Source organism: Acidovorax sp. LjRoot66 (assembly GCF_964253305.1).
In the GTDB taxonomy this organism is placed as follows: Bacteria; Pseudomonadota; Gammaproteobacteria; order Burkholderiales; family Burkholderiaceae_C; genus Acidovorax.
This window is the reverse complement of the sequence record NZ_CAXUQU020000001.1, coordinates 6,536,337-6,557,970: the sequence shown is the minus strand read 5'-3', so window position 1 is coordinate 6,557,970 and position 21,634 is coordinate 6,536,337. Positions and strand designations below refer to the sequence as shown.

At 61.6% G+C, this 21,634-nt stretch carries 21 protein-coding genes; 16 read left to right on the top strand and 5 right to left on the bottom strand.

From position 1 onward, the window contains the following. Position 1 precedes the first annotated feature (1 nt). From cheY to motA, 3 genes are all read right to left on the bottom strand, one after another. Positions 2–388: a chemotaxis response regulator CheY gene (gene cheY / locus ACSQ3Y_RS30715; protein ID WP_057204094.1), complete on the bottom strand. Its 387-nt coding sequence runs from the start codon at positions 386–388 to the stop codon at positions 2–4. A 72-nt stretch (positions 389–460) separates the two neighbouring features. After that, positions 461–1,399 (bottom strand): flagellar motor protein MotB, encoded by a 939-nt coding sequence (motB, locus tag ACSQ3Y_RS30710; RefSeq protein ID WP_057268659.1) that lies wholly within the window; start codon positions 1,397–1,399, stop codon positions 461–463. Positions 1,400–1,411: 12 nt separating this feature from the next. Continuing rightward, the gene (gene motA, locus ACSQ3Y_RS30705) at positions 1,412–2,272 is read right to left on the bottom strand and encodes a flagellar motor stator protein MotA (protein ID WP_436179902.1); all 861 of its coding nucleotides are present in this window, start codon (positions 2,270–2,272) and stop codon (positions 1,412–1,414) included. A 264-nt stretch (positions 2,273–2,536) separates the two neighbouring features. Between motA and ACSQ3Y_RS30700 the strand changes: the two genes are divergently transcribed. The 11 genes from ACSQ3Y_RS30700 to ACSQ3Y_RS30650 all read left to right on the top strand — a co-directional run bounded on the left by ACSQ3Y_RS30700 (position 2,537) and on the right by ACSQ3Y_RS30650 (position 13,162). After that, positions 2,537–4,897 carry a tetratricopeptide repeat protein gene (locus tag ACSQ3Y_RS30700; protein ID WP_436179901.1) on the top strand — a complete coding sequence of 787 codons (2,361 nt, stop codon included), beginning with the start codon at positions 2,537–2,539 and terminating at the stop codon, positions 4,895–4,897. 142 nt (positions 4,898–5,039) lie between these two features. Continuing rightward, positions 5,040–5,822 (top strand): glucose-1-phosphate cytidylyltransferase, encoded by a 783-nt coding sequence (rfbF, locus tag ACSQ3Y_RS30695; protein WP_436179900.1) that lies wholly within the window; start codon positions 5,040–5,042, stop codon positions 5,820–5,822. Positions 5,823–5,827: 5 nt separating this feature from the next. After that, on the top strand, positions 5,828–6,916 hold the full coding sequence (rfbG, locus tag ACSQ3Y_RS30690; RefSeq protein ID WP_436179899.1) for a CDP-glucose 4,6-dehydratase: 1,089 nt from the start codon (positions 5,828–5,830) through the stop codon (positions 6,914–6,916). Then, positions 6,913–7,476 carry a dTDP-4-dehydrorhamnose 3,5-epimerase family protein gene (locus ACSQ3Y_RS30685; protein WP_436179898.1) on the top strand — a complete coding sequence of 188 codons (564 nt, stop codon included), beginning with the start codon at positions 6,913–6,915 and terminating at the stop codon, positions 7,474–7,476. Before rfbG ends, ACSQ3Y_RS30685 begins: the two co-directional genes overlap by 4 nt. Before the next feature lie 13 nt (positions 7,477–7,489). Then, on the top strand, positions 7,490–8,716 hold the full coding sequence (locus tag ACSQ3Y_RS30680; protein WP_436179897.1) for a methyltransferase domain-containing protein: 1,227 nt from the start codon (positions 7,490–7,492) through the stop codon (positions 8,714–8,716). Then, positions 8,713–9,201, top strand: a complete 489-nt coding sequence (locus tag ACSQ3Y_RS30675; protein WP_436179896.1) for an acyltransferase — start codon at positions 8,713–8,715, stop codon at positions 9,199–9,201. Before ACSQ3Y_RS30680 ends, ACSQ3Y_RS30675 begins: the two co-directional genes overlap by 4 nt. Next, positions 9,198–9,986, top strand: a complete 789-nt coding sequence (locus ACSQ3Y_RS30670; RefSeq protein WP_436179895.1) for an NAD-dependent epimerase/dehydratase family protein — start codon at positions 9,198–9,200, stop codon at positions 9,984–9,986. Before ACSQ3Y_RS30675 ends, ACSQ3Y_RS30670 begins: the two co-directional genes overlap by 4 nt. A gap of 10 nt (positions 9,987–9,996) precedes the next feature. Next, positions 9,997–10,743, top strand: a complete 747-nt coding sequence (locus tag ACSQ3Y_RS30665; RefSeq protein ID WP_436179894.1) for a TylF/MycF/NovP-related O-methyltransferase — start codon at positions 9,997–9,999, stop codon at positions 10,741–10,743. A 20-nt stretch (positions 10,744–10,763) separates the two neighbouring features. Continuing rightward, a complete protein-coding gene (locus ACSQ3Y_RS30660; RefSeq protein ID WP_436179893.1) occupies positions 10,764–11,546 on the top strand; it encodes a cephalosporin hydroxylase family protein in 783 nt (260 codons plus the stop codon). Between the two features lie 19 nt (positions 11,547–11,565). Continuing rightward, positions 11,566–12,381, top strand: a complete 816-nt coding sequence (locus ACSQ3Y_RS30655; protein WP_436179892.1) for a phytanoyl-CoA dioxygenase family protein — start codon at positions 11,566–11,568, stop codon at positions 12,379–12,381. Beyond that, positions 12,362–13,162, top strand: a complete 801-nt coding sequence (locus ACSQ3Y_RS30650; protein ID WP_436179891.1) for a TylF/MycF/NovP-related O-methyltransferase — start codon at positions 12,362–12,364, stop codon at positions 13,160–13,162. Before ACSQ3Y_RS30655 ends, ACSQ3Y_RS30650 begins: the two co-directional genes overlap by 20 nt. Positions 13,163–13,280: 118 nt before the next feature. On the opposite strand, the gene ACSQ3Y_RS30645 is transcribed toward ACSQ3Y_RS30650, so the two are convergent. Then, positions 13,281–14,762 (bottom strand): flagellin, encoded by a 1,482-nt coding sequence (locus ACSQ3Y_RS30645; RefSeq protein ID WP_436179890.1) that lies wholly within the window; start codon positions 14,760–14,762, stop codon positions 13,281–13,283. 333 nt (positions 14,763–15,095) lie between these two features. Here ACSQ3Y_RS30645 and ACSQ3Y_RS30640 point away from each other — a divergent pair, with 333 nt between their 5' ends. The 4 genes from ACSQ3Y_RS30640 (at position 15,096) to ACSQ3Y_RS30625 (ending at position 19,029) form a co-directional block, all read left to right on the top strand. Continuing rightward, a complete protein-coding gene (locus ACSQ3Y_RS30640; RefSeq protein ID WP_436179889.1) occupies positions 15,096–16,577 on the top strand; it encodes a flagellin in 1,482 nt (493 codons plus the stop codon). Between the two features lie 193 nt (positions 16,578–16,770). Then, positions 16,771–18,201 (top strand): flagellar filament capping protein FliD, encoded by a 1,431-nt coding sequence (gene fliD / locus ACSQ3Y_RS30635; protein WP_436179888.1) that lies wholly within the window; start codon positions 16,771–16,773, stop codon positions 18,199–18,201. A gap of 66 nt (positions 18,202–18,267) precedes the next feature. Then, positions 18,268–18,726 carry a flagellar export chaperone FliS gene (fliS, locus tag ACSQ3Y_RS30630; protein ID WP_179683300.1) on the top strand — a complete coding sequence of 153 codons (459 nt, stop codon included), beginning with the start codon at positions 18,268–18,270 and terminating at the stop codon, positions 18,724–18,726. Between the two features lie 3 nt (positions 18,727–18,729). Beyond that, positions 18,730–19,029, top strand: a complete 300-nt coding sequence (locus tag ACSQ3Y_RS30625) for a flagellar protein FliT (RefSeq protein WP_007860919.1) — start codon at positions 18,730–18,732, stop codon at positions 19,027–19,029. 418 nt (positions 19,030–19,447) lie between these two features. Here ACSQ3Y_RS30625 and fliE read toward each other — a convergent pair whose 3' ends face one another. Beyond that, entirely contained in the window at positions 19,448–19,759 is a 312-nt protein-coding gene (gene fliE / locus ACSQ3Y_RS30620) for a flagellar hook-basal body complex protein FliE (RefSeq protein ID WP_057204148.1), read from the bottom strand. A gap of 175 nt (positions 19,760–19,934) precedes the next feature. On the opposite strand from fliE, the gene fliF reads away from it, so the two are divergent. Further along, entirely contained in the window at positions 19,935–21,629 is a 1,695-nt protein-coding gene (gene fliF / locus ACSQ3Y_RS30615; RefSeq protein ID WP_436179887.1) for a flagellar basal-body MS-ring/collar protein FliF, read from the top strand. Positions 21,630–21,634 lie beyond the last annotated feature (5 nt).

Here is a 21,634-nt window from a genome sequence, read left to right as displayed (position 1 = left end):
GTCACAGCCCCATCTTCTTGAGAATCAGCAGGACCTTTTCTTCCAGAGTGGCCTTGGTGAAGGGCTTGACGATGTAACCGGCTGCCCCGCCCTGGGCGGCCGCGACGATGTCCTCCTTGCGGGCTTCGGCGGTCACCATCAGCACCGGAAGGTGTTTGAGCTTGTCGTCTTTCTTGATTTCCGCCAGGAGCTGGAAACCGTTCATGTTGGGCATGTTGATGTCCGTCACCACGAAGTCAAACTTGCTGTTGCGCAGTTTGTTCAGTGCGGCGACGCCATCTTCGGCCTCGTCTGCATCGGCAAATCCGCTCTCCTTGAGCAGATTGCGGACGATGCGCCGCATGGTGGAGAAGTCGTCAACGATCAAGAAGCGAAGGGCTGTGGTCACGTGGGACCCTTTCGGTCGAAATAGGCTGGTTGTATTGTCAAGTGTGGCAGGTTTGGTGACAAGTCGTAACGATCACCCGCCAGGCGTTGGATTTTCGCGCTTTTCCGTCGGCAGCTCTGCAGGAGGGCTTGCCGCCGCAGGAGTCCCCTTGCCCATGAGGCGTTCTTCGGCCTCGCGGGTCAGCACCGTGATGGTAATACGGCGATTGGCGGGTGCGCGCGGATTCGTGGGTTCGAGCAGATCGCTGGCGGCCAATCCCACCACGCGGCCCAACCTGCCGTCGGGCATGCCGGCAGACACCAGCTCGCGGCGCGAGGCATTGGCCCGGTCGGCCGAAAGCTCCCAGTTGCTGTAGCCGCGCTCGCTGTTGCCATAGGGCACGGCATCGGTGTGGCCAGCCAGGCTGATGCGGTTTTCCACCCCGCCCAGCGCGGCCCCGATTTCACGCAGGATGTCGCGCATATAGGGTTTCACCAGCGCACTGCCACTGTCGAACATGGGGCGGTTCTGGTCGTCCACGATCTGGATCTGCAGCCCGTCGGGCGTGACATCGATGCGGATCTGGGACTTGTATTCGTTCAGGCGCGGGTTTTCGGTGATCAGGGCGTCGATCTTGGCCTGCAGCGCCTTGATGCGTTCCTGGTCCTGCTTGGCGCGCTCGGCACGTGCGTTGTCGATGCTGGCGCGGCGGTCCTTGTCGGGGTCGGAGTCGGAGCGGCGTACCTGGCCGTGCACCTTCGAGAGATCGTTGCCGCCGCCCGGGATCACGCTGGAGCTGTTGCCGGCGCCATCCCCGCCGGTCATGGCCACCTTGAGCGGGGAGCTGAAATAGGCAGAAATGCCCTGCAGCTCCCCCTTGGCGGTGGAGCCCAGCAGCCACATCAGCAGGAAGAAGGCCATCATTGCCGTCACGAAGTCGGCATAGGCGATCTTCCAGGCGCCGCCATGGACGGCATGGCCGCCCTTCTTGATGCGCTTGATGATGATGGGCTGGAGCTTTTTTTCTGCCATGGTAGTGCGGGCTTACTTCTTGCCTTTCACATGCCCTTCAAGCTCGGCAAAGGTCGGTCTGTCGGTAGAGAACAAGACCTTGCGGCCGAATTCGATGGCGGTGGCGGGGTTGTAGCCCTGCATGCTGGCCAGCAGCGTGGACTTGATGCACAGGAATTCCTTGGCGGCATCTTCGGTCTTTTGTTCCATCAGGCCGCCCAGGGGCTCCACGAAGCCATAGGCCAGCAAGATCCCCAGGAAGGTGCCCACCAGAGCCGAGGCGATCATGCCGCCCAGCACCGAGGGCGGTTGTCCCACCGAGCCCATGGTGTTCACCACCCCCAGCACGGCGGCCACGATGCCGAAGGCGGGCAGGGCGCCGGCCAGCCGGGCAATGGCCGCCACCGGGGCGTGGGCCTCCTGGTGGTGGGTGTCGATCTCGTTGTCCATCAGGGCCTCGATCTCGTGGGAGTTGAGGTTGCCCGAAACCATCATGCGCAGGTAGTCGGTCGTGAACTCGATCACATGGTGGTCAGTGCCCACCGTGGGGTATTTTTTGAAGATTTCCGACTCATGGGGGGCTTCCACATCCTTTTCGATCGCCATCAGGCCCTCCTTGCGGGCCTTTTGCAGGATGTCGTACAGCATGGCCAGCAGCTCCATGTAGCGCGCCTTGGTGTACTTTGATCCCTTGAGCGCGGCCGGGACGGCCTTGAGCGTGGCCTTGAGCACCTTGGGCTGGTTGTTCACCACGAAGGCGCCCATGGCGCTGCCGCCGATGGTGATGAGTTCGAACGGCAGGGCCTTCAGGATCACCTGGATATTCCCGCCGTGCACGATGTACACACCGAAGATGCAGACCATGCTGACGACGTAGCCAATGATGACGAACATGCTGATTCAGTTTGTTTTGGCGGGCGCCAGACGGGCGACTGGGCTGTTGCGGTTAGGACACGGCCAAGGCCATGTGCGTGATTGACTGTATCGGATTGTGCTTGAACCGGTCCCATGAGCAAGCGGTAAAGCACCCACCACTTCAGCAGTTGGGCCGGTAGCGTGGTTTTTACGTTGGTTTTCCCGATTTAGGAAGCGGCCCAGGGTGTTTATGCTGGGCGGCAGCGGGGTACCTTTGGAACCCCGGGCCCAATATTGATGCCAATGACCGACACCATGACGACAGAAAACCCGCAGCCAGCAGGCCAGATGAGTGCCGGGCAGGAGGACGCGCAACTGGAATTGGCGGCATCCCCGGTGCAGATGCTGATGGAGCGCAGCATGGCGTTGGCCATCGAGTGCCACCGCGGCGGCAACTACCCCCAGGCGGAAGAGTTGTACCGGGCCGTGCTCAGCCTGGATCCCGGCCACGCCGACGCGAACCACAATCTTGGCGCCATCGCGGTCGAGTGCGGCCAGTTCCTGGCCAGCGTGCCTTTCTTTCAGGCGGCCCTGCAGGCCAACCCCAAGGAGCGGCAATACTGGGTGAGCCTGGTGGATGCGCTCATCCAGGCGGGCGAAGCCGCTCTGGCTGGCGGGGTTCTGGAAGATGCCCTGCGCGCCGGTCTGGCTGGCGACGCCGCTGGCGAAATGGTGGAGCGGCTGGTCGCCGTCGCCATGGAGCGCGCCCGGTCGGCGCGCCCCGTGTTCGGGCGCATGCCTCCCAAGGAGCAACTTGCGCAGATCAACCGCCTGTTCGATGAAGAGCAATTCGAGGCGGTGTTGCGCATGGGCCGCAAGATGACCCGCCAGTACCCGCAGTGCACCATGGGCTGGAAGTCGCTGAGCGCTGCACTGATGCGCGTGGGGCAGCGGGACAAGGCGATCGAGCCCATGCAGCGGGCGCTGGCCCTGGACCCCGGTGACGTGGACATGCTGAGCAACTACGGTCTGGCCCTGTCGTTGAGGGGCGATCTCGTGCAGGCCGAGATCCTGCTGCGCCAGGCGGTGGGCCATGCTCCGAAATTCAAGCAAGGCTGGTTCAATCTGGGTATCGTCATGCGCGGGCAGGCCCGGCTCCAGGCGGCAGAGCAGGCCTACCGCAGCGCGCTCGATATCGATGGGACAGACGTCGGCGTGCTCATCAACCTCAGCATCCTGCTGGGCGAAATGAACCGTTTTGCCGAGGCAGAGCAGTGCACGCGCCGGGCCATCACCATCCAGCCGCAGCACCTGCAGGCGCGCATTAGCCTGGGCATGCTGCTCAAGGACCAGGGGCGCCTTACTGAAGCGCTGGAGGTGCTGCGCGACGCCATTGACCTAGACCCTGCAGACTCCTCCGCCCACAGCTCCTATCTCTTTGTGGCGAACTGCATCCCGGAACTCGACCCCCTGGAGCGGTTTGCTGCCTACCAGCGGTTCAATCAGCATTTCGGCGAACCCTATCGCCATGTGTGTCGCCCACACGCCAACGAGCCCCATGCCAACCGGCGTCTGCGCGTGGGCTACGTGGCGCCCGTGTTCCGCAACCATGCCTGCCGGCAGTTTCTTGAACCTTTGCTGGCCAACCATTCCCACGACCGCGTGGAACTGTTCGCCTACAGCGGCCTGTACGAGCTGGAAGACGAGGTAACGGACCGATACCGCACCTATTTCGACCACTGGACCGATACCCGGGACCTCAGCGACGACCAACTGGCAGCCCGCATCCGCGAAGATGGCATCGATGTGCTGGTCGATATTGCCGGCCAGACGCGCGGGCACCGGCTGGGCGCGTTTGTCCGCAAGCCGGCGCCGGTGTCGCTGCACTGGCTCGATTCGGGTTACACCACGGGGCTCACGGCTATCGATTACTACCTGACGGATGAAGTGATCGTGCCAGTGGGGTACGAAAATCTCTTTTCCGAAACACCCTGGCGATTGCCCCGTTCTTCAGTGGTCTATCGGCCCAATCCCGAGATGGGTCATGTCAGCGAATTGCCTGCGCTGTCCAGAGGCCATGTTACTTTTGGAACGCTTACACGTGCCGTGCGGCTCAATCAACGGGTCATTCAGGCCTGGGCCAAGCTGCTTCAGCGCGTGCCAGGATCGCGGCTGGAGATAAACAGTGGCAATTTCAGCCAGCCCGAGGTGCGCGAGCAATGGTTCCAGCGCTTTGAGGCGCTGGGCATCGAGCGTGACCGCATCAGTATGGGCTTCCAAAGCCCACCTTGGGATGTGCTCAGAGGAATGGACATCGCGCTCGATTGCTTTCCACAGAACTCTGGCACCACGCTGATCGAGTCGTTGTATATGGGACTGCCTTTTGTTTCCTTGGCTGGAACCCCCAGCATGGGCACGCTGGGGGCGTCTCTCCTGACCGCCGTTGGGTACCCACAGTGGATTGCAAGGACCGAGGAGGAATACGTCGACAAGCTGGTCTTGCTGGCCTCCGATCTGCCCCGGCTAGCACAGATCCGCGCGGAACTGAGGCCCAGAATACGGGACTCTGCCCTGATGGACGAAGCCGGCTTTGCCCGCGATGTGGAGGCTGCCTATGAACAGATGTTCCAGAAGTGGTGCGATGACCAGGCGCGATGCGCCTGAGCTGTGTCTGTGGGAACGGGCGCCGAGGGGCTGTTCAAACCACTGCTGTGTGCCGCTATAGTCCTTGCATTCTGAAAAGCCCATGCCTTTGCTCAGCTCCGCTGAGCGTGCTGCGGCGTAGGGATTCACCGAGCTGTAATCCATGAAAGCTGTCCTGCTGGCGGGGGGCCTTGGCACCCGCATCTCCGAAGAGTCGCACCTGCGTCCCAAGCCCATGATCGAGATCGGCGGGCGGCCCATCCTGTGGCACATCATGAAGACCTATGCCGCCCATGGCGTCAACGACTTCATCATCTGCCTGGGCTACAAGGGCTACATCATCAAGGAGTATTTCGCCAACTACTTCCTGCACATGTCGGACGTGACCTTCGACATGGCCGAGAACCGCATGGAAGTGCACCACCGCCATGCCGAGCCCTGGCGCGTGACGCTGGTGGACACCGGCGAGTCCACGCTGACCGGCGGGCGCCTCAAGCGGGTGCGCGAATACCTCAGCGCCGATGAGCCCTTCTGCTTTACCTATGGCGATGGCGTGGCCGACCTCGACATGGCCGCGCAGTTCGCATTCCATGCAGCGCATGGCAAGCTGGCCACGGTGACGGCGGTGCTGCCGCCCGGTCGCTATGGCGCGCTGGTGCGCGACGGCGATGGCCGGGGGGAAGGGGTCCGGGGCTTTGTCGAAAAGCCGCGTGGCGATGGCGGCTGGATCAATGGCGGGTTCTTCGTGCTGTCGCCGCAGGTGCTGGAGCGTATCGATGGCGATGCCACGCCCTGGGAGTCGGCACCCATGGAGAGCCTGGCGCGCGATGGCGAGCTGATGGCGTTCGAGCACCATGGCTTCTGGCAGCCCATGGACACGCTGCGCGAGAAGAGCCTGCTCGAAGAGCTCTGGCAGAGCGGCCAGGCGCCGTGGAAGTGCTGGTGAGCCGCATGGCCTTGCCCGATCCCCATTTCTGGCGCGACAAGCGGGTGGTGCTCACGGGGCACACGGGCTTCAAGGGCAGCTGGCTGGCCCTGTGGCTGCAGCGCCTGGGGGCGCATGTCACCGGCATTGCCCTGCCGCCGGCCACCGAGCCCAGCCTGTTTGCACTGGTCGGCGTGGCGGGCGGCATGGACAACAACTATGCCTGCGATGTGCGCGATGCGGGCGCCACGGCGGCCCTCATCCAGGCAGCACGGCCCGACATCGTGCTGCACCTGGCGGCCCAGGCCCTGGTGCGCGCCAGCTATGCCGCACCGCTCGACACCTATGCCACCAACGTCATGGGCACGGCCCATGTGCTCGATGCGCTGCGCGGCCTGCCTGGCGTGCGGGTGGCGCTGGTCGTGACCACCGACAAGGTCTACGGCAACCGCGAATGGGTCTACCCTTACCGCGAAGACGATGCGCTCGGAGGGCATGACCCCTACAGCGCCAGCAAGGCCGCCGCCGAGATCGTGACCGCCAGCTACCGCGACGCCTTTCTGTCCGCACAGGGGGTGGCCGTGGCCACTGCCCGCGCCGGCAATGTGATCGGCGGCGGTGACTGGGCGCCCGAACGCCTCTTGCCGGACGCTGCGGCCGCCTGGTCTGCCGGCCAGACCCTGGTGCTGCGCAATCCCCATGCCACACGGCCCTGGCAGCATGTGCTGGAGCCGTTGGCCGCCTACCTGCGCCTGGCCCAGGTGCTGTGGGAGCAGCCTGCACGCGCGGGCGCCTACAACTTCGGACCGGCCCCGCAGGAGGCCGCCACAGTGGGGCGTGTGGTCGAGATGGCACGGTCAGCCTACCCCACCGCGCCTGTGCGTTACGAGAGCGACGCGAAGCACCCGCACGAAGCGGGGCTGCTGGCCCTGGACACAGCGCGCGCGCGCAGCCTGCTGGGCATCACCCCGTGCTGGGCCCTGCCCGAGGCCGTGGGCCGCACCATGGCCTGGTACCGCGGCTACCACGCAGGCGCCGATGCGCGCGCCTTGTGCCTGGCCGACCTGGAAGCCTATGAGCAGGCGTGCGGCGACGTGCGGGAGACCGCACCATGAGCCGCTTCACCGTGGAGCCCACGCCGCTGGCGGGCCTGGTGACCGTACAGCGCCAGCCTCTGGCGGACAGCCGGGGCTTCCTGGCGCGCATGTTCTGCGCGGAAGACCTGGCCCCCGCTGGCTGGACCTGGCCAGTTGCGCAGATCAACCACACCCATACGGCCCAGCGTGGCACCGTGCGGGGCCTGCATTTTCAGCACCCCCCGGCGGCCGAGGCCAAGCTGGTCAGCTGCCTGCGGGGCGCCGTATGGGATGTGGCGGTGGACCTGAGGGCTGGTTCCCCGACCTTCCTGCAATGGTTCGGACGCGAGCTGTCGGCCGCCAATCACTGGGCCATGCTCATCCCGCCCGGCTTCGCCCATGGTTTCCAGGCGCTGGTCGATGATTGCGAGATGCTCTACCTGCACTCCGCACCCTATGCGCCCGCCTCGGAAGGTGGGCTCGATGCGCTCGACCCGCGCCTTGCCATTGCCTGGCCGCTGCCTGTAGCAGAGCGATCCACGCGCGATGCCCAACACCCTTCCCTGGCGCCGGCCTTCACCGGGCTGGCGCTGACCTGACCGAGTTCTGCCGATGAAATGCCGCCACTGCGCCTCTCCTGTGACCCTGCCCCTGGCAGACCTGGGTACCGCGCCCCCTTCCAACGCCTACCTGCGTGAACCCGCGCTGCACGCGCCCGAGCGTTGGTATCCGCTCAGGGTGCTGGTGTGCGAGAACTGCTGGCTGGTGCAGACCGAAGACTTCGCGGCCGCTGACGCCTTGTTCGATGCCGACTACGCGTATTTCAGCTCGTTCTCCAGCAGCTGGCTGGCCCATGCCAAGGCCTATGTGGACGACATGGCAGAGCGCCTGTCGCTGGGCGCCCACAGCCAGGTAGTGGAAGTGGCTGCCAACGATGGCTACCTGCTGCAGTACGTGGCGGGCCGCGGCATCCCCTGCCTGGGCGTGGAGCCCACGGCCAGCACGGCAGCTGCAGCGCGGGCGCGCGGCATCGAGGTCGTGGAGCAGTTCTTCGGGGTGGCGCTGGCCCGGACTCTGGTGGCCAACGGGCGCGCCGCCGATCTCACGGTGGCCAACAACGTGTTGGCCCATGTGCCCGACATCAATGACTTCGTGGCGGGGTTTGCCGTGCTGCTCAAGCCGCAGGGGGTGGCCACCTTCGAGTTCCCGCACCTGCTGCAGCTGGTGCAGCAGTGCCAGTTCGACACCCTGTACCACGAGCATTTTTCGTACCTTTCGCTCACCGCAGTGCAGCGCATCTTTGCCGCCAACGGCCTCACCGTGACCGATGTGCAGGAACTGCCCACCCACGGCGGCAGCCTGCGCGTGTTCGCGCAGCGCAGCGATACCGACCTGAAGCCCGAGGAGCGGGTGGGTCACCTGCTGGCCCGTGAAGCGGCTGCCGGGGTGGCCTCGGCGGCGTTCTATAGTGGCTTTCAGTCTGAATCACTGCGCATCAAGCGCGAACTGCTGATATTTCTGCTCGACTGCCATGCGCGTGACCTCAAGGTCGGCGCCTATGGCGCAGCCGCCAAGGGCAACACATTGCTCAATTTTGCCGGCGTGCGGGCCGACCTGTTGCCCTACGTGGTGGACCGCAACCCGGCAAAGCAGGGGCAGTATTTGCCGGGCAGCCGCATTCACATCGTGGACGAAGAGCATCTTCGCGCCCACCGGCCCGACCGTGTGCTGATCCTGCCGTGGAATCTGCAGGATGAAGTGGTTGCCCAACTGGACTATGTTCGGGATTGGGGAGGGCAGTTCGTTGTTGCAGTCCCCCGCCTGGAGGTGCGTCAATGATGGAAATTCACCCGACTGCGACAGTGTCAGCGCTTGCCGATATTGAGGATTCGGTACGCGGCAGTCGCATTGTGGTTGGCGCGCATTCTGTAGTTGATAGTTTTGTCAAGATAAAGCCTGCCGGCGGTGCTGGCGATTTGATCGTCGGCGAACATGTAGTTATCAACTCGGGGTGTGTATTTTATACGGGGCACGGAATTCGCATTGGTAATCATGTGGCTATCGCCGCCAACTGTACTTTTGCCCCGGTCAACCATGCGTACCAAGATCGGAATCGCCTGATCCGAGCACAAGGATTTTTGCCGAGTAAGGGCGGTATTTTGATTGAGGATGATGTGTGGATTGGTGCCCAGTGCGTTTTTCTTGATGGAGCCGTGTTGCGCAGAGGTTGCGTGGTTGGTGCGGGATCCATTGTGCGCGGGGAACTGGCCGCGTACACCATCTATGCAGGCCAACCCTTGGCTGCGATGGGGGTGCGCACTTGATTTTCACCATTCTGGGTGCAAGGGGCTACATTGGTAGCCGCTTGGTCAAATACTTGCGTTCCAAGGGGCATGAGGTGTGGGCGCCAGATCGCGATGACGATGCGATTTTCTTGCAGCCATTGGGCCATGTCATTTACTGTGTCGGATTAACTGCAGACTTCCGGTCGCGGCCTTTTGATACGGTGGATGCGCATGTAGGGCTGCTGGCCGCCATCTTGCGCAAGGCAGATTTCACATCAATGCTGTATCTTTCGTCCACACGCGTTTACATGGGATCGGAAAATACAGGCGAGGAAGCTTCGCTGACAGTGTTCCCAAGTGATACATCCTATCTTTATAATTTGTCCAAACTCACTGGGGAGTCGCTGTGCCATGCGAGCGGCCATCCCTGCGTCAGGGTAGCTCGGTTGTCAAATGTAGTTGGTCCTGGAATGGACTTGCAATCCGGTAACTTTGTGGCTGATTTGTTGCGGCAGGCACGCCAGGGCGAAGTGGTTTTGGAGAGTTCCCCCGATAGCGCGAAAGACTACATTCACATCGATGATGTTATGACGTTGCTGCCGAAGATAGCGCTGAATGGTGTGGCCAAAGTCTACAATGTCGCAAGCGGGATTCAGACAATGCATTCACAATGGCTGGACTTTATTGAAAGCGTAACTGCTTGCAAGTTTGTGGTTCGTGATGATTTGCCCTTGCAAATATTTCCTCTCATTGATGTGAAGAGGGTTTCCTTGGAGTTTTCGTTTGCGGCGGAATCGATATTTCGTTGCGAAATTTTTGAATAGGATGTTGTTGATGGCGAATTATTTAAAGCCAATATTTTTCGGTATTCATGATTCTGAAGGCTTCATTCAGGGCATCCAGAAGGCCGTGGACTGCATAAGTGGACAAGACGGTATTTATGCGGGCGATAACTTGTTCACCCATCATCGGAATCTGGGATTTCTTGAAGATGAGCCTCTGATGAAGTCTTTCGCGGCCCACGCCCAAACGGAGGTCGAGCAAGCAGTTCTTTGGCGAATCTCCACCGTATTGTGGGGTGCTCGGAATGGACTGAAACTGGATGGCGATTTTGTAGAGTGTGCGTGCTACAAAGGGACGACAGCGCGTGTGATTTGCGATGCGATTGGATTCAATGATTTCCCTGAGCGAAAATATTATTTGTATGACCTTTTTGACCATGATCCATCGTTGCCTCATCATGCTATGCCGGAGCACAGTAAGCAGCTATTCGCTCAGGTGAAAAAGCGCTTTGAAGGATTTGAAAATGTAGTCGTCACCCAAGGCAAGGTTCCTGATGTGCTGACGACCGTGGCACCTCAGAAAATTGCGTTCATGCATCTTGATATGAATAATGCCGACGCAGAAATAGGTGCTTTGGAAGTTCTGTTCGAAAGAATGGTTCCAGGTGCGATTCTTATATTGGACGACTATGGCTGGTTGGCTTATCGGGCGCAAAAGGTTGCCGAGGATCCATGGTTCGCGAAGTTTGGCTATCGCGTCCTTGAGCTGCCCACGGGGCAAGGGCTTCTTGTTAAATGAAAAGATCTGAGGAGATTGCAATGGATTTATCGGGGAAGTTCCTTCAGGAGCGAAAGGCAAGGCTGCAGGTTTATGCGTCCGACAGCGCCTTTCAATCGATGTCGCGTGATTGGCTGGAAGCCTCGATGCAACGCCAATATGTCTACAACTTCGACTGGATGGGACGACCCATCATTCAGTATCCGCAGGACATGGTCGCCATGCAAGAGCTGGTGTGGCGCGTGCGCCCTGATCTCATTATCGAGACCGGTATTGCGCACGGTGGCTCGTTGATTCTCAGTGCATCACTCTTGGCCATGCTGGACATGTGTGATGCGATCGAGGAAGGCGTTGTGATGGATCCGCGGCAGTCCCGGCGAAAGGTCCTGGGGATTGACATCGACATCCGGTCTCACAACCGAGAAGCGATAGAGGCACACCCCATGGCGAGCCGCATTGCAATGATCCAAGGCTCCTCCATTGATCCTGGTGTGGTGGCCCAGGTGCGTGACGTCGCCAAAGGCTACCAGCGTGTGTTGGTGTGCCTTGACTCCATGCACACCCACAGCCATGTGCTGGCCGAACTCAATGCCTATGCGCCGCTTGTGTCTGCAGGCAGCTACTGCGTGGTGTTCGACACTTTTGTGGAAGACATGCCACCAGGGTTCTTTGCTGACAGACCATGGAATGTTGGTGACAATCCCAAGACTGCCGTCCATGAGTGGCTCAAGGGCCATGCGGAATTTGAGGTCGATAGAGAGATCCCCGCCAAACTCATGGTGACGGTGGCGCCCGATGGTTTTTTGCGGCGCGGCGAGGCGTAACGCCCATCCAGGAGGATTTATGACATCTCCGCATGACAGCTTTGAGCGCGATGGCTTCATCGTATTGCGCAACTTCTGGCAGCATGGCGAACTTGATGCGCTGCAGTCAGAACTGGATGAACTTGGACAACTGATTGTGGGTGACACTTTCAGCTCGGTTGATCAGGGTCGGTACAGCCTGACTGCACAAGATCAGTCGCTGCTCTATGACCGCCTGAAGTATTTGCCAGCATTGTCCTGCATGTCTGGTAGTGCGAACGTTCGGGCCATGTGTCGAAGCCTCGGCATGCAGCACCCATCGCTGATGGGCTGCTGCAATATGAGATTGGACAAACCGCATGATGCCCGGCATTTATTTGCCTGGCACCAGGATTCGGTGTATTTGTTGGGTTCGCTGAATGCGGTCACGATCTGGGTTCCGCTCCAGGATGTTGACTTGCATCATGGCACCATTCAGGTCATGGCGGGCAGCCATCGGGAGGGCTTGGCACCGTTCAAGCGCATCAGCGACAAGGTGATCGCGCCTTACGTGCCATTTCTGCAGCGCGACATCTCGTTGGCCGAAGACGTGCAGGGAGACCCGGTAACGATTGAGGCGAAACGCGGTGATGTAGTGGTTTTCAAACAGATGTTGCTGCACCGAAGCACGCCGAATCTTAGCAACCAGATTCGCTGGACTGCTCAACTGCGAATCACCGATCTCGCCGAACCCGATTACCGGCGTCAGCGCTTTCCCACGGGAGATCGGACCAATATTTTTTATGCCAGCTACCCTGGCCATGATGCAGATGCCCGTAGGGCAAGGGAAGCAGAAAGTGAACCAAAAAGTGGCTGAAAATCCTGAATTGTCTAGCGACCCCTCACGGTACAGGCAGCCTGGTCGAAGTACCTCAGGCGAGATTGGTTATCGTGCAGCCCTCGATGCACATTTCTCACAATCGGGTGGGACCCAGGTTGAGAAGTTGGAAAACTTTGCCTGTTATGTACCGCGTCAATCATTGGCGCGCTTCATGTGCCTTGGTGAGATATTTAAGCTTGCCCTGAATGTCCAGGGTGATGTGATGGAATGCGGAGTGAATTGGGGAGGGGGGCTGATGGCCTTCGCGCAGTTCAGTGCCATCCTGGAGCCGGTCAATCTGCAGAGACGTATCGTTGGATTCGATACGTTTTCCGGTTTTTCGAGTGTGTCTTCGCAGGATCAGCATGCAATCGTGCAGACGTCTGAGCGCCGGGTCGGTGGGTATGAAGCAAACAGCTTCAACGATTTGCAGCAAGCGGTCGCACTATTTGATGCCAATCGTTTCATCGGCCATGTCCAGAAGGTTGAGCTTGTGGCCGGTGATGTCGCTGTAACGGTTCCCGACTACCTGACCCGCGAGCCCCAAACGGTTGTGTCACTGCTCCATCTGGACCTGGATTTGTATGAGCCCACCCTAGTGTGCCTGGAGCATTTTGTCCCGCGCATGCCCAAGGGCGCCGTGATTGTGTTTGATGAACTCAACAATCGGACCTGGCCGGGAGAGACGCGTGCGGTCATGGAAAAGCTCGGACTGCCCAACTTGCGCATTCAGCGTTTCACCTATGAACCTCATGTAAGCTACGCCGTGCTGGAATGAAGGTGCTCCTGGGTGCGGAAATCGCGTCGAAACAAGTCCCCTGCGACGGGCAGGACCCAACGGCCAAAAGCCTGCCCCATCTCTCGATGGGGCAGGCTTTTGCGGTTTTAGCGGCCTGTTACTTGAGTAGCGAGAGCACGCCCTGCGGGATCTGGTTGGCCTGGGCCACCATGGCCGTGCCAGCCTGCTGCAGGATCTGGGCGCGCGACAGGTTGGCCGTTTCTGCGGCAAAGTCGGCGTCCAGAATCCGCGAACGCGAGGCGGACAGATTTTCCGAAGTGATGTTCAGGCTCGAAATGCTCGATTCGAAGCGGGCCTGCAAGGCGCCCAGCTTGGCGCGCTCGCCGCTGATGAAGGCCAGGGCCGAGTCCACGGTCTTGAGCGATTCGGTCGCCTTGGCAAAGGTCGTCACGTCCAGGTCGGCCACGCGCTTGAGGGTCGAGCCCCCGGTGGTCAGCGCATTGCTGGCGGACGTCACGGCGAAGGATTTATCCGAATCCAGGGTGATATAGCCGCTCACGGTGGTGAAGTTGGCGTTGGTGTCTGCCGCCAGGGTCACCGTGCCGCCGGTGGCCGTGCCATCGGCCTGGAGCTTGGTCACCGTGGTGGTGCCCGCATTCTGCACCGCCGTATCGCCCACGACGATATCGCTGCCCGTGGCGTTGGACAGGATCACGCGGTCTCCGGTCTCATTGAGCGATGCGGTGATGCCGGTCTTGGCCGCCTGGTCGTTGATGGCGGCCACCGCAGCCGACAGGCGGTCGGCGCCCGAGGTGGCCGTCAGCGTGAACGAGGCCGTCACCGGGGTGGCATTGTCCCCTTGCAGGGACAGGGTGAAGGAGCCGGCAACGGCGGCTATGTCCAGTTCCACTTCGGTGCGGGCCGTGGCCGTGACTCCCGAATTGGCCTTGACGGCGTTGACCTGGTCGGCAATGGCCTTGGCCGTCGAGTTGCTGGCCACCGACAGGGTGGCCGTGCCCAGCGAACCGCTGATCGATACCGCGCCCGAGGTTACGCCATTGGCGGGGGCGGCCGTCGCGGCAGCAGCGGCAGAGGCGCCGGCACCGGCGGAAGGCAGGTTCTGGTTGTTGCCGTAGACACTGGTGCGCAGGTTGGCTGTCGCTGCCACAATGGTCTGGTTGGCGTTGGCGCCCACCTGGAACTGTTGCGTACCGAATGTGCCGTCCAGCAGCTTCTGGCCGTTGAATTCCGTGGTTTGCGAAATCCGGTCCAGTTCTGCGACCAGTTGGCCGACTTCCTGCTGCAGGGCCTGGCGGTCGCCGGCACTGTTGGAGGCGTTGGCCGATTGCACTGCCAATTCACGCACCCGTTGCAGGATGTCGCCGGCGGCCTTCATGGCGCCTTCTGTCACCTGGGCCAGCGAAATGCCATCGTTGGCATTGCGGGCGGCCTGGTTCAGGCCGCGGATCTGGCTGGTGAAGCGCTCGGAAATGGCGAGGCCTGCGGCGTCGTCCTTGGCGCTGTTGATGCGCAGGCCCGACGACAAGCGCTGAATGGATGTGTTGAGCGAACTCTGACTCATCCCCAGGTTGCGTTGCGCCGTCAAGGAACTGACGTTGGTGTTGATGGTAGCTGCCATTGCGATTACTCCTGCAGAGCTGAAAACAAACATTTCTGCCGGTTTAAGCGTTGCCCCTCCGGCGGACTTTGTGGGAACGTTGGATGAATTGTGGAGACGGGGCGTTTTTGCGTTGGCACGATAAGACCGAGAAAAACCGCTCAATCTGCACGTTTGGGCCTAAAGTTTTCCCGCCATGACCCGAAAACCTATGCAACGGGGCGCATGAATCAAGAGTGAGACCCGCCGTTCACCCGAAAGCCGATGAGCTGCTGGTGAGCACTGCGGCCAGGTAGACCTGGCGCCCAGTTGGCGGCAACGCCATTTCAGTCAGTTCTTTTCAGGAGATTTGCCATGGCAGCTACCATCAACACCAACGTCAGTTCCCTCACCGCACAGCGCAACCTGGGCACCAGCCAGTCGTCGCTGAGCACCTCCATCCAGCGCCTGTCCTCCGGCCTGCGCATCAACAGCGCTAAGGACGACGCCGCTGGCCTAGCCATTTCGGAACGCTTCACCAGCCAGATCCGCGGCCTGAACCAGGCGGTGCGCAACGCAGGCGACGGCATTTCGCTGGCGCAAACGGCTGAAGGTGCCTTGAAGGCCTCCGGCGACATCCTGCAGCGGGTGCGTGAACTGGCAGTGCAATCGGCCAACGCCTCCAACAGCGCCGGCGACCGCCAGGCCTTGCAGGCCGAAGTGGGCCAACTGGTCAGCGAACTGGACCGCATCTCGCAAACTACGGAATTCAACGGCCAGAAGCTGCTGGACGGCACATTCGGTACGCAACAGTTCCAGGTGGGCGCCAACGCCAACCAGACCATCACGGCTTCCACCGCCAACCTGCGCACCAGCGTCTATGGCAATAACCAGAACCTGTCTTCCGCCGGTGCCGGCGTGTCGGCAGCGGCGGCGGCTACCGCAGCTCCTGCCAACGGGGTGACCTCGGGTGCGGTGTCCATCAGCGGTTCGCTGGGCACGGCTACCCTGTCGGTTGCCAGCAGCTCGTCGGCCAAGACGATCACGGACCAGATCAATGCAGTGAAGGCCAACTCGGGTGTGACGGCAACGGCACGTACCGATGTCGAGCTGGACATCGCCGCCGTGGCAGGTTCGTTCACCCTGTCGATCCAGGGCGACAACACCACCGCTCAAAACGTGTCCTTCACGCTGACGGCCACCTCGGGCGCCGACCGCCTGTCGGCTGCCGTGGCCGCCATCAACGACCAGTCTGCCAAGACTGGTGTGACTGCTGCGCTGAACAGCTCCGGTGACCGTGTGATCCTGACCAACGCGACCGGCAACGACATCGTCGTGGGCGATACGGCCGTGCAGAACGCTGGTACCACGTCAGTGACCAAGCTCCAGGCCGATGGTACGGCCGTTGCCGGCACCGTGACCCTGACGGCAGACACCGCAGCCAACTTCACCACGGTGAGTGGCTACGTCACGCTGGATTCGGACAAGTCTTTCTCGGTCACTTCCGCCAGCAACGCGCTGACCACCGGTGGTTCGTCGCTGCAAAAAGTGGCCGACCTGGACGTCACGACCTTCTCCAAGGCCACCAACGCCCTGAAGACCGTGGACTCTGCGCTGAGCTTCATCAACGGGGCGCGCGCCAAGCTTGGTGCTCTGCAATCGCGCTTCGAGACCTCCATCTCGAACCTGCAGGTGACGTCGGAAAACCTGTCCGCATCGCGCTCGCGCATTCTGGACGCCGACTTTGCTTCGGAAACGGCCAACCTGTCGCGTGCACAGATCCTGCAACAGGCCGGTACGGCGATGGTGGCCCAGGCCAACCAGTTGCCTCAAGGTGTGCTGGCCCTGCTGCGTTAAGCGCACAATGGCTGGCAGGGCCTGAAAGGGCCCTGGTGCATCTGGCGGCGACAGTTTTCCTGTCGCCGCCTTTTCACCTTTGGATAGCGCGTGCCAGGAGCGCTGGAATTGGCGGGTTTCCTGGTGTGATTAAGGACGTTCTTGGTGCCTGATCGGCGCCATAATTTCCGCTGACCAGATCAGGAGGTTTCTCATGGCTACCATTTCTTCACCCGGCCTTGCTACCAATGGCCTGGATGTCAAGAGCATCATCAGCCAGTTGGTGAAGCTGGAGCAAAAGCCTCTGGATACCCTGAAGCTCCAGGCCGCCACCGTCAATACCAAGATTTCGGCCTATGGGCAGATCAAATCCCTGGTGTCCGCGCTTGCCGATGCGGCTGGCAAACTGACCAGCGTTACAGGCTGGAACTCTGTTTCCACCACCTCGTCCGACAGCAAGTACGTGAGTGCCACCGCCATCGGCGGAACGCTGCCCACCACCTTCAGTGTGGAGGTGCAGGGGCTCGCCAAGGCGCAGGCCACCGCTTCGGCTGCGCTGCTTCCCGTGGGGGGGGCGCTGGGGGCGGGCACCCTGCGGCTCGAGTTGGGTCAGTGGAGTGTTTCGCCTGCGTCCTTTACGCCTGGTGCCGGAGTGCCGGTGGACATCGCCATTTCCGCATCCGACACCGTGAGCGATGTCGCCAGCAAGATCAATGGCTCCAATGCCGGTGTCACCGCCTCGGTGCTCAAGGACGCTTCGGGCGAGCGCCTGTTGCTGCGCAGCAAGAGCACCGGCCTGGAATCGGGCTTTCGCCTGAGTGCGATGGAGGGGGGCGATACCGACATCGCCAGTGCGGGCAATACCGATGCCACCGGCCTGTCCCGCCTGGTGGCCGGCAGCACGGTGACGCAGGCTGCGGCCAATGCCAAGGCGACGATCAATGGCATTGCGGTGACTTCGGCCACCAACACCTTTTCCGAAACGATCTCCGGCGTGACCTTCAAGGTCGAACAGGTCACCACGGCGCCCATAGAGATCGGGGTGGCCAAAGACAACACGGCCGTGCGCAAAAACGTGGATGATTTCGTCACGGCCTACAACGCCATCAACTCGATTCTCAACGAGGCCACCAAGTACGACCCTGCGACCAAGTCCGCCGGCCTGCTGCAAGGAGATTCGACGGCGGTTGCGCTGCAGAACTCCCTGCGCTCGGCCATTCAGTCAGTGACGGGGGGCAAGGAAGGCTTTCAGCGCTTGGCAGACGTGGGCATCACGCTGCAGCGCTCGGGTGATCTGGCGGTGGATTCGGCCAAGTTCACCAAAGCCATGGACGAGAACATGGAGGATGTGAAGAACCTGTTCCGCAACCCGGACCCCGGGGCTGCGACGGGTGTGGCCGTACGTGTCAAGGCGCTGGCCACGAACCTTCTGTCCAATGACGGCTTCTTCAAGTCCAAGGACGATACGCTGCAGATGTCGATCAAGCGCATTGGCAAGGACCAGGTGTCGGCCCAGGCCAAGATCGATGCGTTCGAGAAGCGCATCACTGCGCGCTACAACGCGCTGGACACGCAGATGGCCTCGCTCAATGCCCTGAACGCGTACATTGCCCAGCAGGTGACCACCTGGAACAAATCGACCTGACGGAAGGCCTTCAGTTTTGTTGGCGATCGCCGATAAATAATGCATCAAACCGCAAGGACCCCCGCCATGTTCAGCGCCCATAACCCCCGTGCAGCCAACGCTTACCAGCGCATCAATGTGGAAACCAGCATGCACACGATCGACCAGCACCAGCTGGTCAGTCTGCTGTATGAAGGCGCCCTGGGTGCCATTGCCACCGCACGCGGTGCCATGGCGCGCGGCGATGTGCCGGGCAAGTGCAACGCGATTTCCAAGGCCATCCGCATCATCGAGGAAGGCCTGAGCACCGCGCTGGACAAGGTCGATGGCGGCGAGCTGGCCCAGAACCTGGGGGCCCTGTACGACTATTGCGTACGCCGCCTGATCCTGGCCAACGCCCGCAACGACGATGCCATGATGCAAGAGGTCATGCGCCTGATCGAGCCGATCGCGCTCGGTTGGAACGAGATCAAGAAGAACAACAATGGCGCGGCCACCTATACCAACGCCACCGCTTCGGGCCAGCCTGTGCTGGTGGAGGCATGAACCATGTCCCACATGCTGATTGATTACTACAAAGCCATTGAAGACAGCAGCGCCAAGATGCTGGAGGCCGCCAAGCTCAAGGATTGGGATGGCGTGGTGCGCTACGAGGGGGCCTGCGCCGTGCTGATCGAGCAACTGCGCTTCAAGTCCCAGGAGCACGAGCTGCTGCCCGAGCACCGCCGCGAAAAGACGCGCATCATGCAGCGCATCCTGCGCAACGATGCCCAGATCCGCTGCCTGGCCGAGCCTTGGCTGGCACAGTTCGAGCACCTGTTCGAAGGCCAGCCGCAGATGATGCACTGAACGGGGCATGAAGAAGGAGGGGGCTGCCAGGCGGCGCCTCCATCCACGTCCCTGCTTCCTGGCGGGAAGAAAAAAAAGCCACCGCACGTCGCAAGACGGCCGGTGGCTTTTTGCTGCCTGCTGGGTATTGCAGAAGGCGCTTGTGCCACTGCAAGGATCAATGACCCTGTCGATGCGGTGAATGCGGTTTCAGCAGTGGAATCGAATCGAAATCAAAGTCCAATGGGAGGATGAGTGCTCAGGCGCGCCGGGATGCAGCCCTCGGCGCTGTGAGCCATCCCCATGCGCATGAAACTGGCGCTCCCCAGGCCAGTGCCCCCGCGCAAGGGCCGCCCCGCCGCGCTGGGGGCGTCCCCCTCCCAGATTGCGAAGCAATATGAGAGAGGGGTGAAGGCGCGCAGCGCCTCAGGGGGTGCCCTCAAACCTGCATGTTCATGATGTCGGTATAGGCCTGTACCATGCGGTTGCGCACGTGAAGCGTGGCCTGAAAGCCGATCTGGGCCTTCTGGATCGCCACCATGGTCTCTTCCAGGCTGACCGAGGGGTTTTCGAGCTGGACTTCCTTTTGCAGGTCGGCCGACTTGTTCTGTGCGGCACTCACCGACTGCAGCGCGCCCTTGAGAGCGCCCGAAAAACCCACATCGTTGCCTTCGGCCTGCGGCATGGCGGCGCGGCGCGCCATGCCGGCACCCGCCATGGGGGTGGTAGAGCTGGTGATGCGGAGGTCCATGGCAGTGTCCATTGGGGGATGGGGGATGTAGTGATAGTAGTCAGGCATCCGTGGGCCATCATGGGGAATAGATGCCCAAAGGCGCGCCTTATCGGCAGAACATGGCAGGTACTTGAGCCAAATAATCGAACCCACGCCAAGGTCCCTTGCCGGGCCCCACCTATTGGAAAGCACGATGTCTGCAGTTGCTGAAATCCCACTCGCTCCGCTTGCACCTCCCGCAGCCCGTCCCAACTGGCTGCAGCGGTTGTCCAGCCTCGACCGGGCCCAGCGCATGCGCCTGGGTGTGGGCGTGGCACTGTTGGTCGCCGTCGCGATCGCTGCCATCGTGATGGGCCGCCAGCCCGACTACCGTGTCCTGTTCTCCAACCTGAACGACAAGGACGGCGGTGCCATCGTGGCGCAATTGACCACGATGAACGTTCCTTACAAGTACGCCGAGGGCGGCGGAGCTATCCTGATTCCCTCCGACAAGGTGCATGACGTGCGCCTGCGCCTGGCCACCCAAGGCCTGCCCCGTGGCTCCGTGACCGGCTTCGAGCTGATGGAGACCAACCGCTTCGGCATGACCCAGTTCCAGGAACGCCTGAACTTCCAGCGCGGCCTGGAGGGCGAGCTGACCCGCTCCATCCAGGCCCTGTCTTCGGTGCAGAGCGCTCGGGTGCACCTGGCGCTGCCCAACCAGAACGGTTTTTTCCGCGAACAGCAAAAGCCTTCGGCCTCGGTACTGATCAGCCTGCACCCCGGGCGCATTCTGGACCGGGCGCAGCTTGCCGGCATCGTCCACCTGGTGGCCTCCAGCGTGCCCGAACTGGCGCCTTCGGCCGTCAGCGTGCTGGACGATACGGGCAAGCTGCTCTCGCAGTCGCCCGACGGCAACGCGGCGGCCAATGCGGTCGATGCACAGCAACTGCTATACGTGCAGCAGATCGAGCAGCAGCTCACACGCCGCATCCAGGACATCCTGGAGCCCGTGGTCGGCCGCAACAACGTCAAGGCCCAGGTTTCGGCCGAGCTGGACTTCAGCCGCACCGAGTCCACGTCCGAGCAGTTCCGCCCCAACCAGACCCCTGATGCCAAGGCCGTGCGCAGCCAGCAGATGCTGGAAACCTCCGGCATGGCCCAGAAGACCGCGACCGGTGTACCCGGCGCCGTTGCCAATCAACCGCCTGCACCATCGGCTGCACCCATCAACGGCGCCAATCCAGCGCCCCAGGCCGGCGCCCAACAGGGCACCGAGGAGTCGTCCACCAAGCGCGAGTCCACCACCAACTACGAAGTCGACAAGACCGTGCGTGTCACGCGCGGCAACAACTGGGCCATCAAGCGCCTGAATGCTGCCGTGGTGGTGAACTACCAGTCGACCGAGGACAAGGGCAAGACCGTGACCAAGGCGCTCACCCCCGAGCAGCTGGAGCAGATGAAGGCGCTGGTGCGTGAAACCATCGGTTTCAACGGTGAGCGCGGTGATTCGGTGAACCTCATGAACACGCCGTTCCAGGTGGAGGCCGCTGTGTCGACGGATGTGCCGTTGTGGAAGCAGCCCGAAGTTCTCGATGTGGCCAAGAGCTTTGCCTGGCCGGTGGGGGCCCTGCTGTTCGGCGCCATGGTGCTCCTGGGCCTGGTGCGTCCGGCGCTCAAGGGAGGCAGCAGTGCACCCCGGGCGATTCCGGTGGCCGGTGGGCAGCTCGATGCGCTGGAAGCTGACCAGCCCGACCGCCCTGCGCTGCCGCCCCCTTCCAGGAAGGAAGAGAATGTGGTGGCCACGCCAGAGCAATTGCGTCTGGAAGAGGCACGCGTGCTGGCCAAGGCAAACCCCGTGGCCGTCGCCAATATTCTCAAATCCTGGGTTAACGGCGAAAATGCCTGACCCCG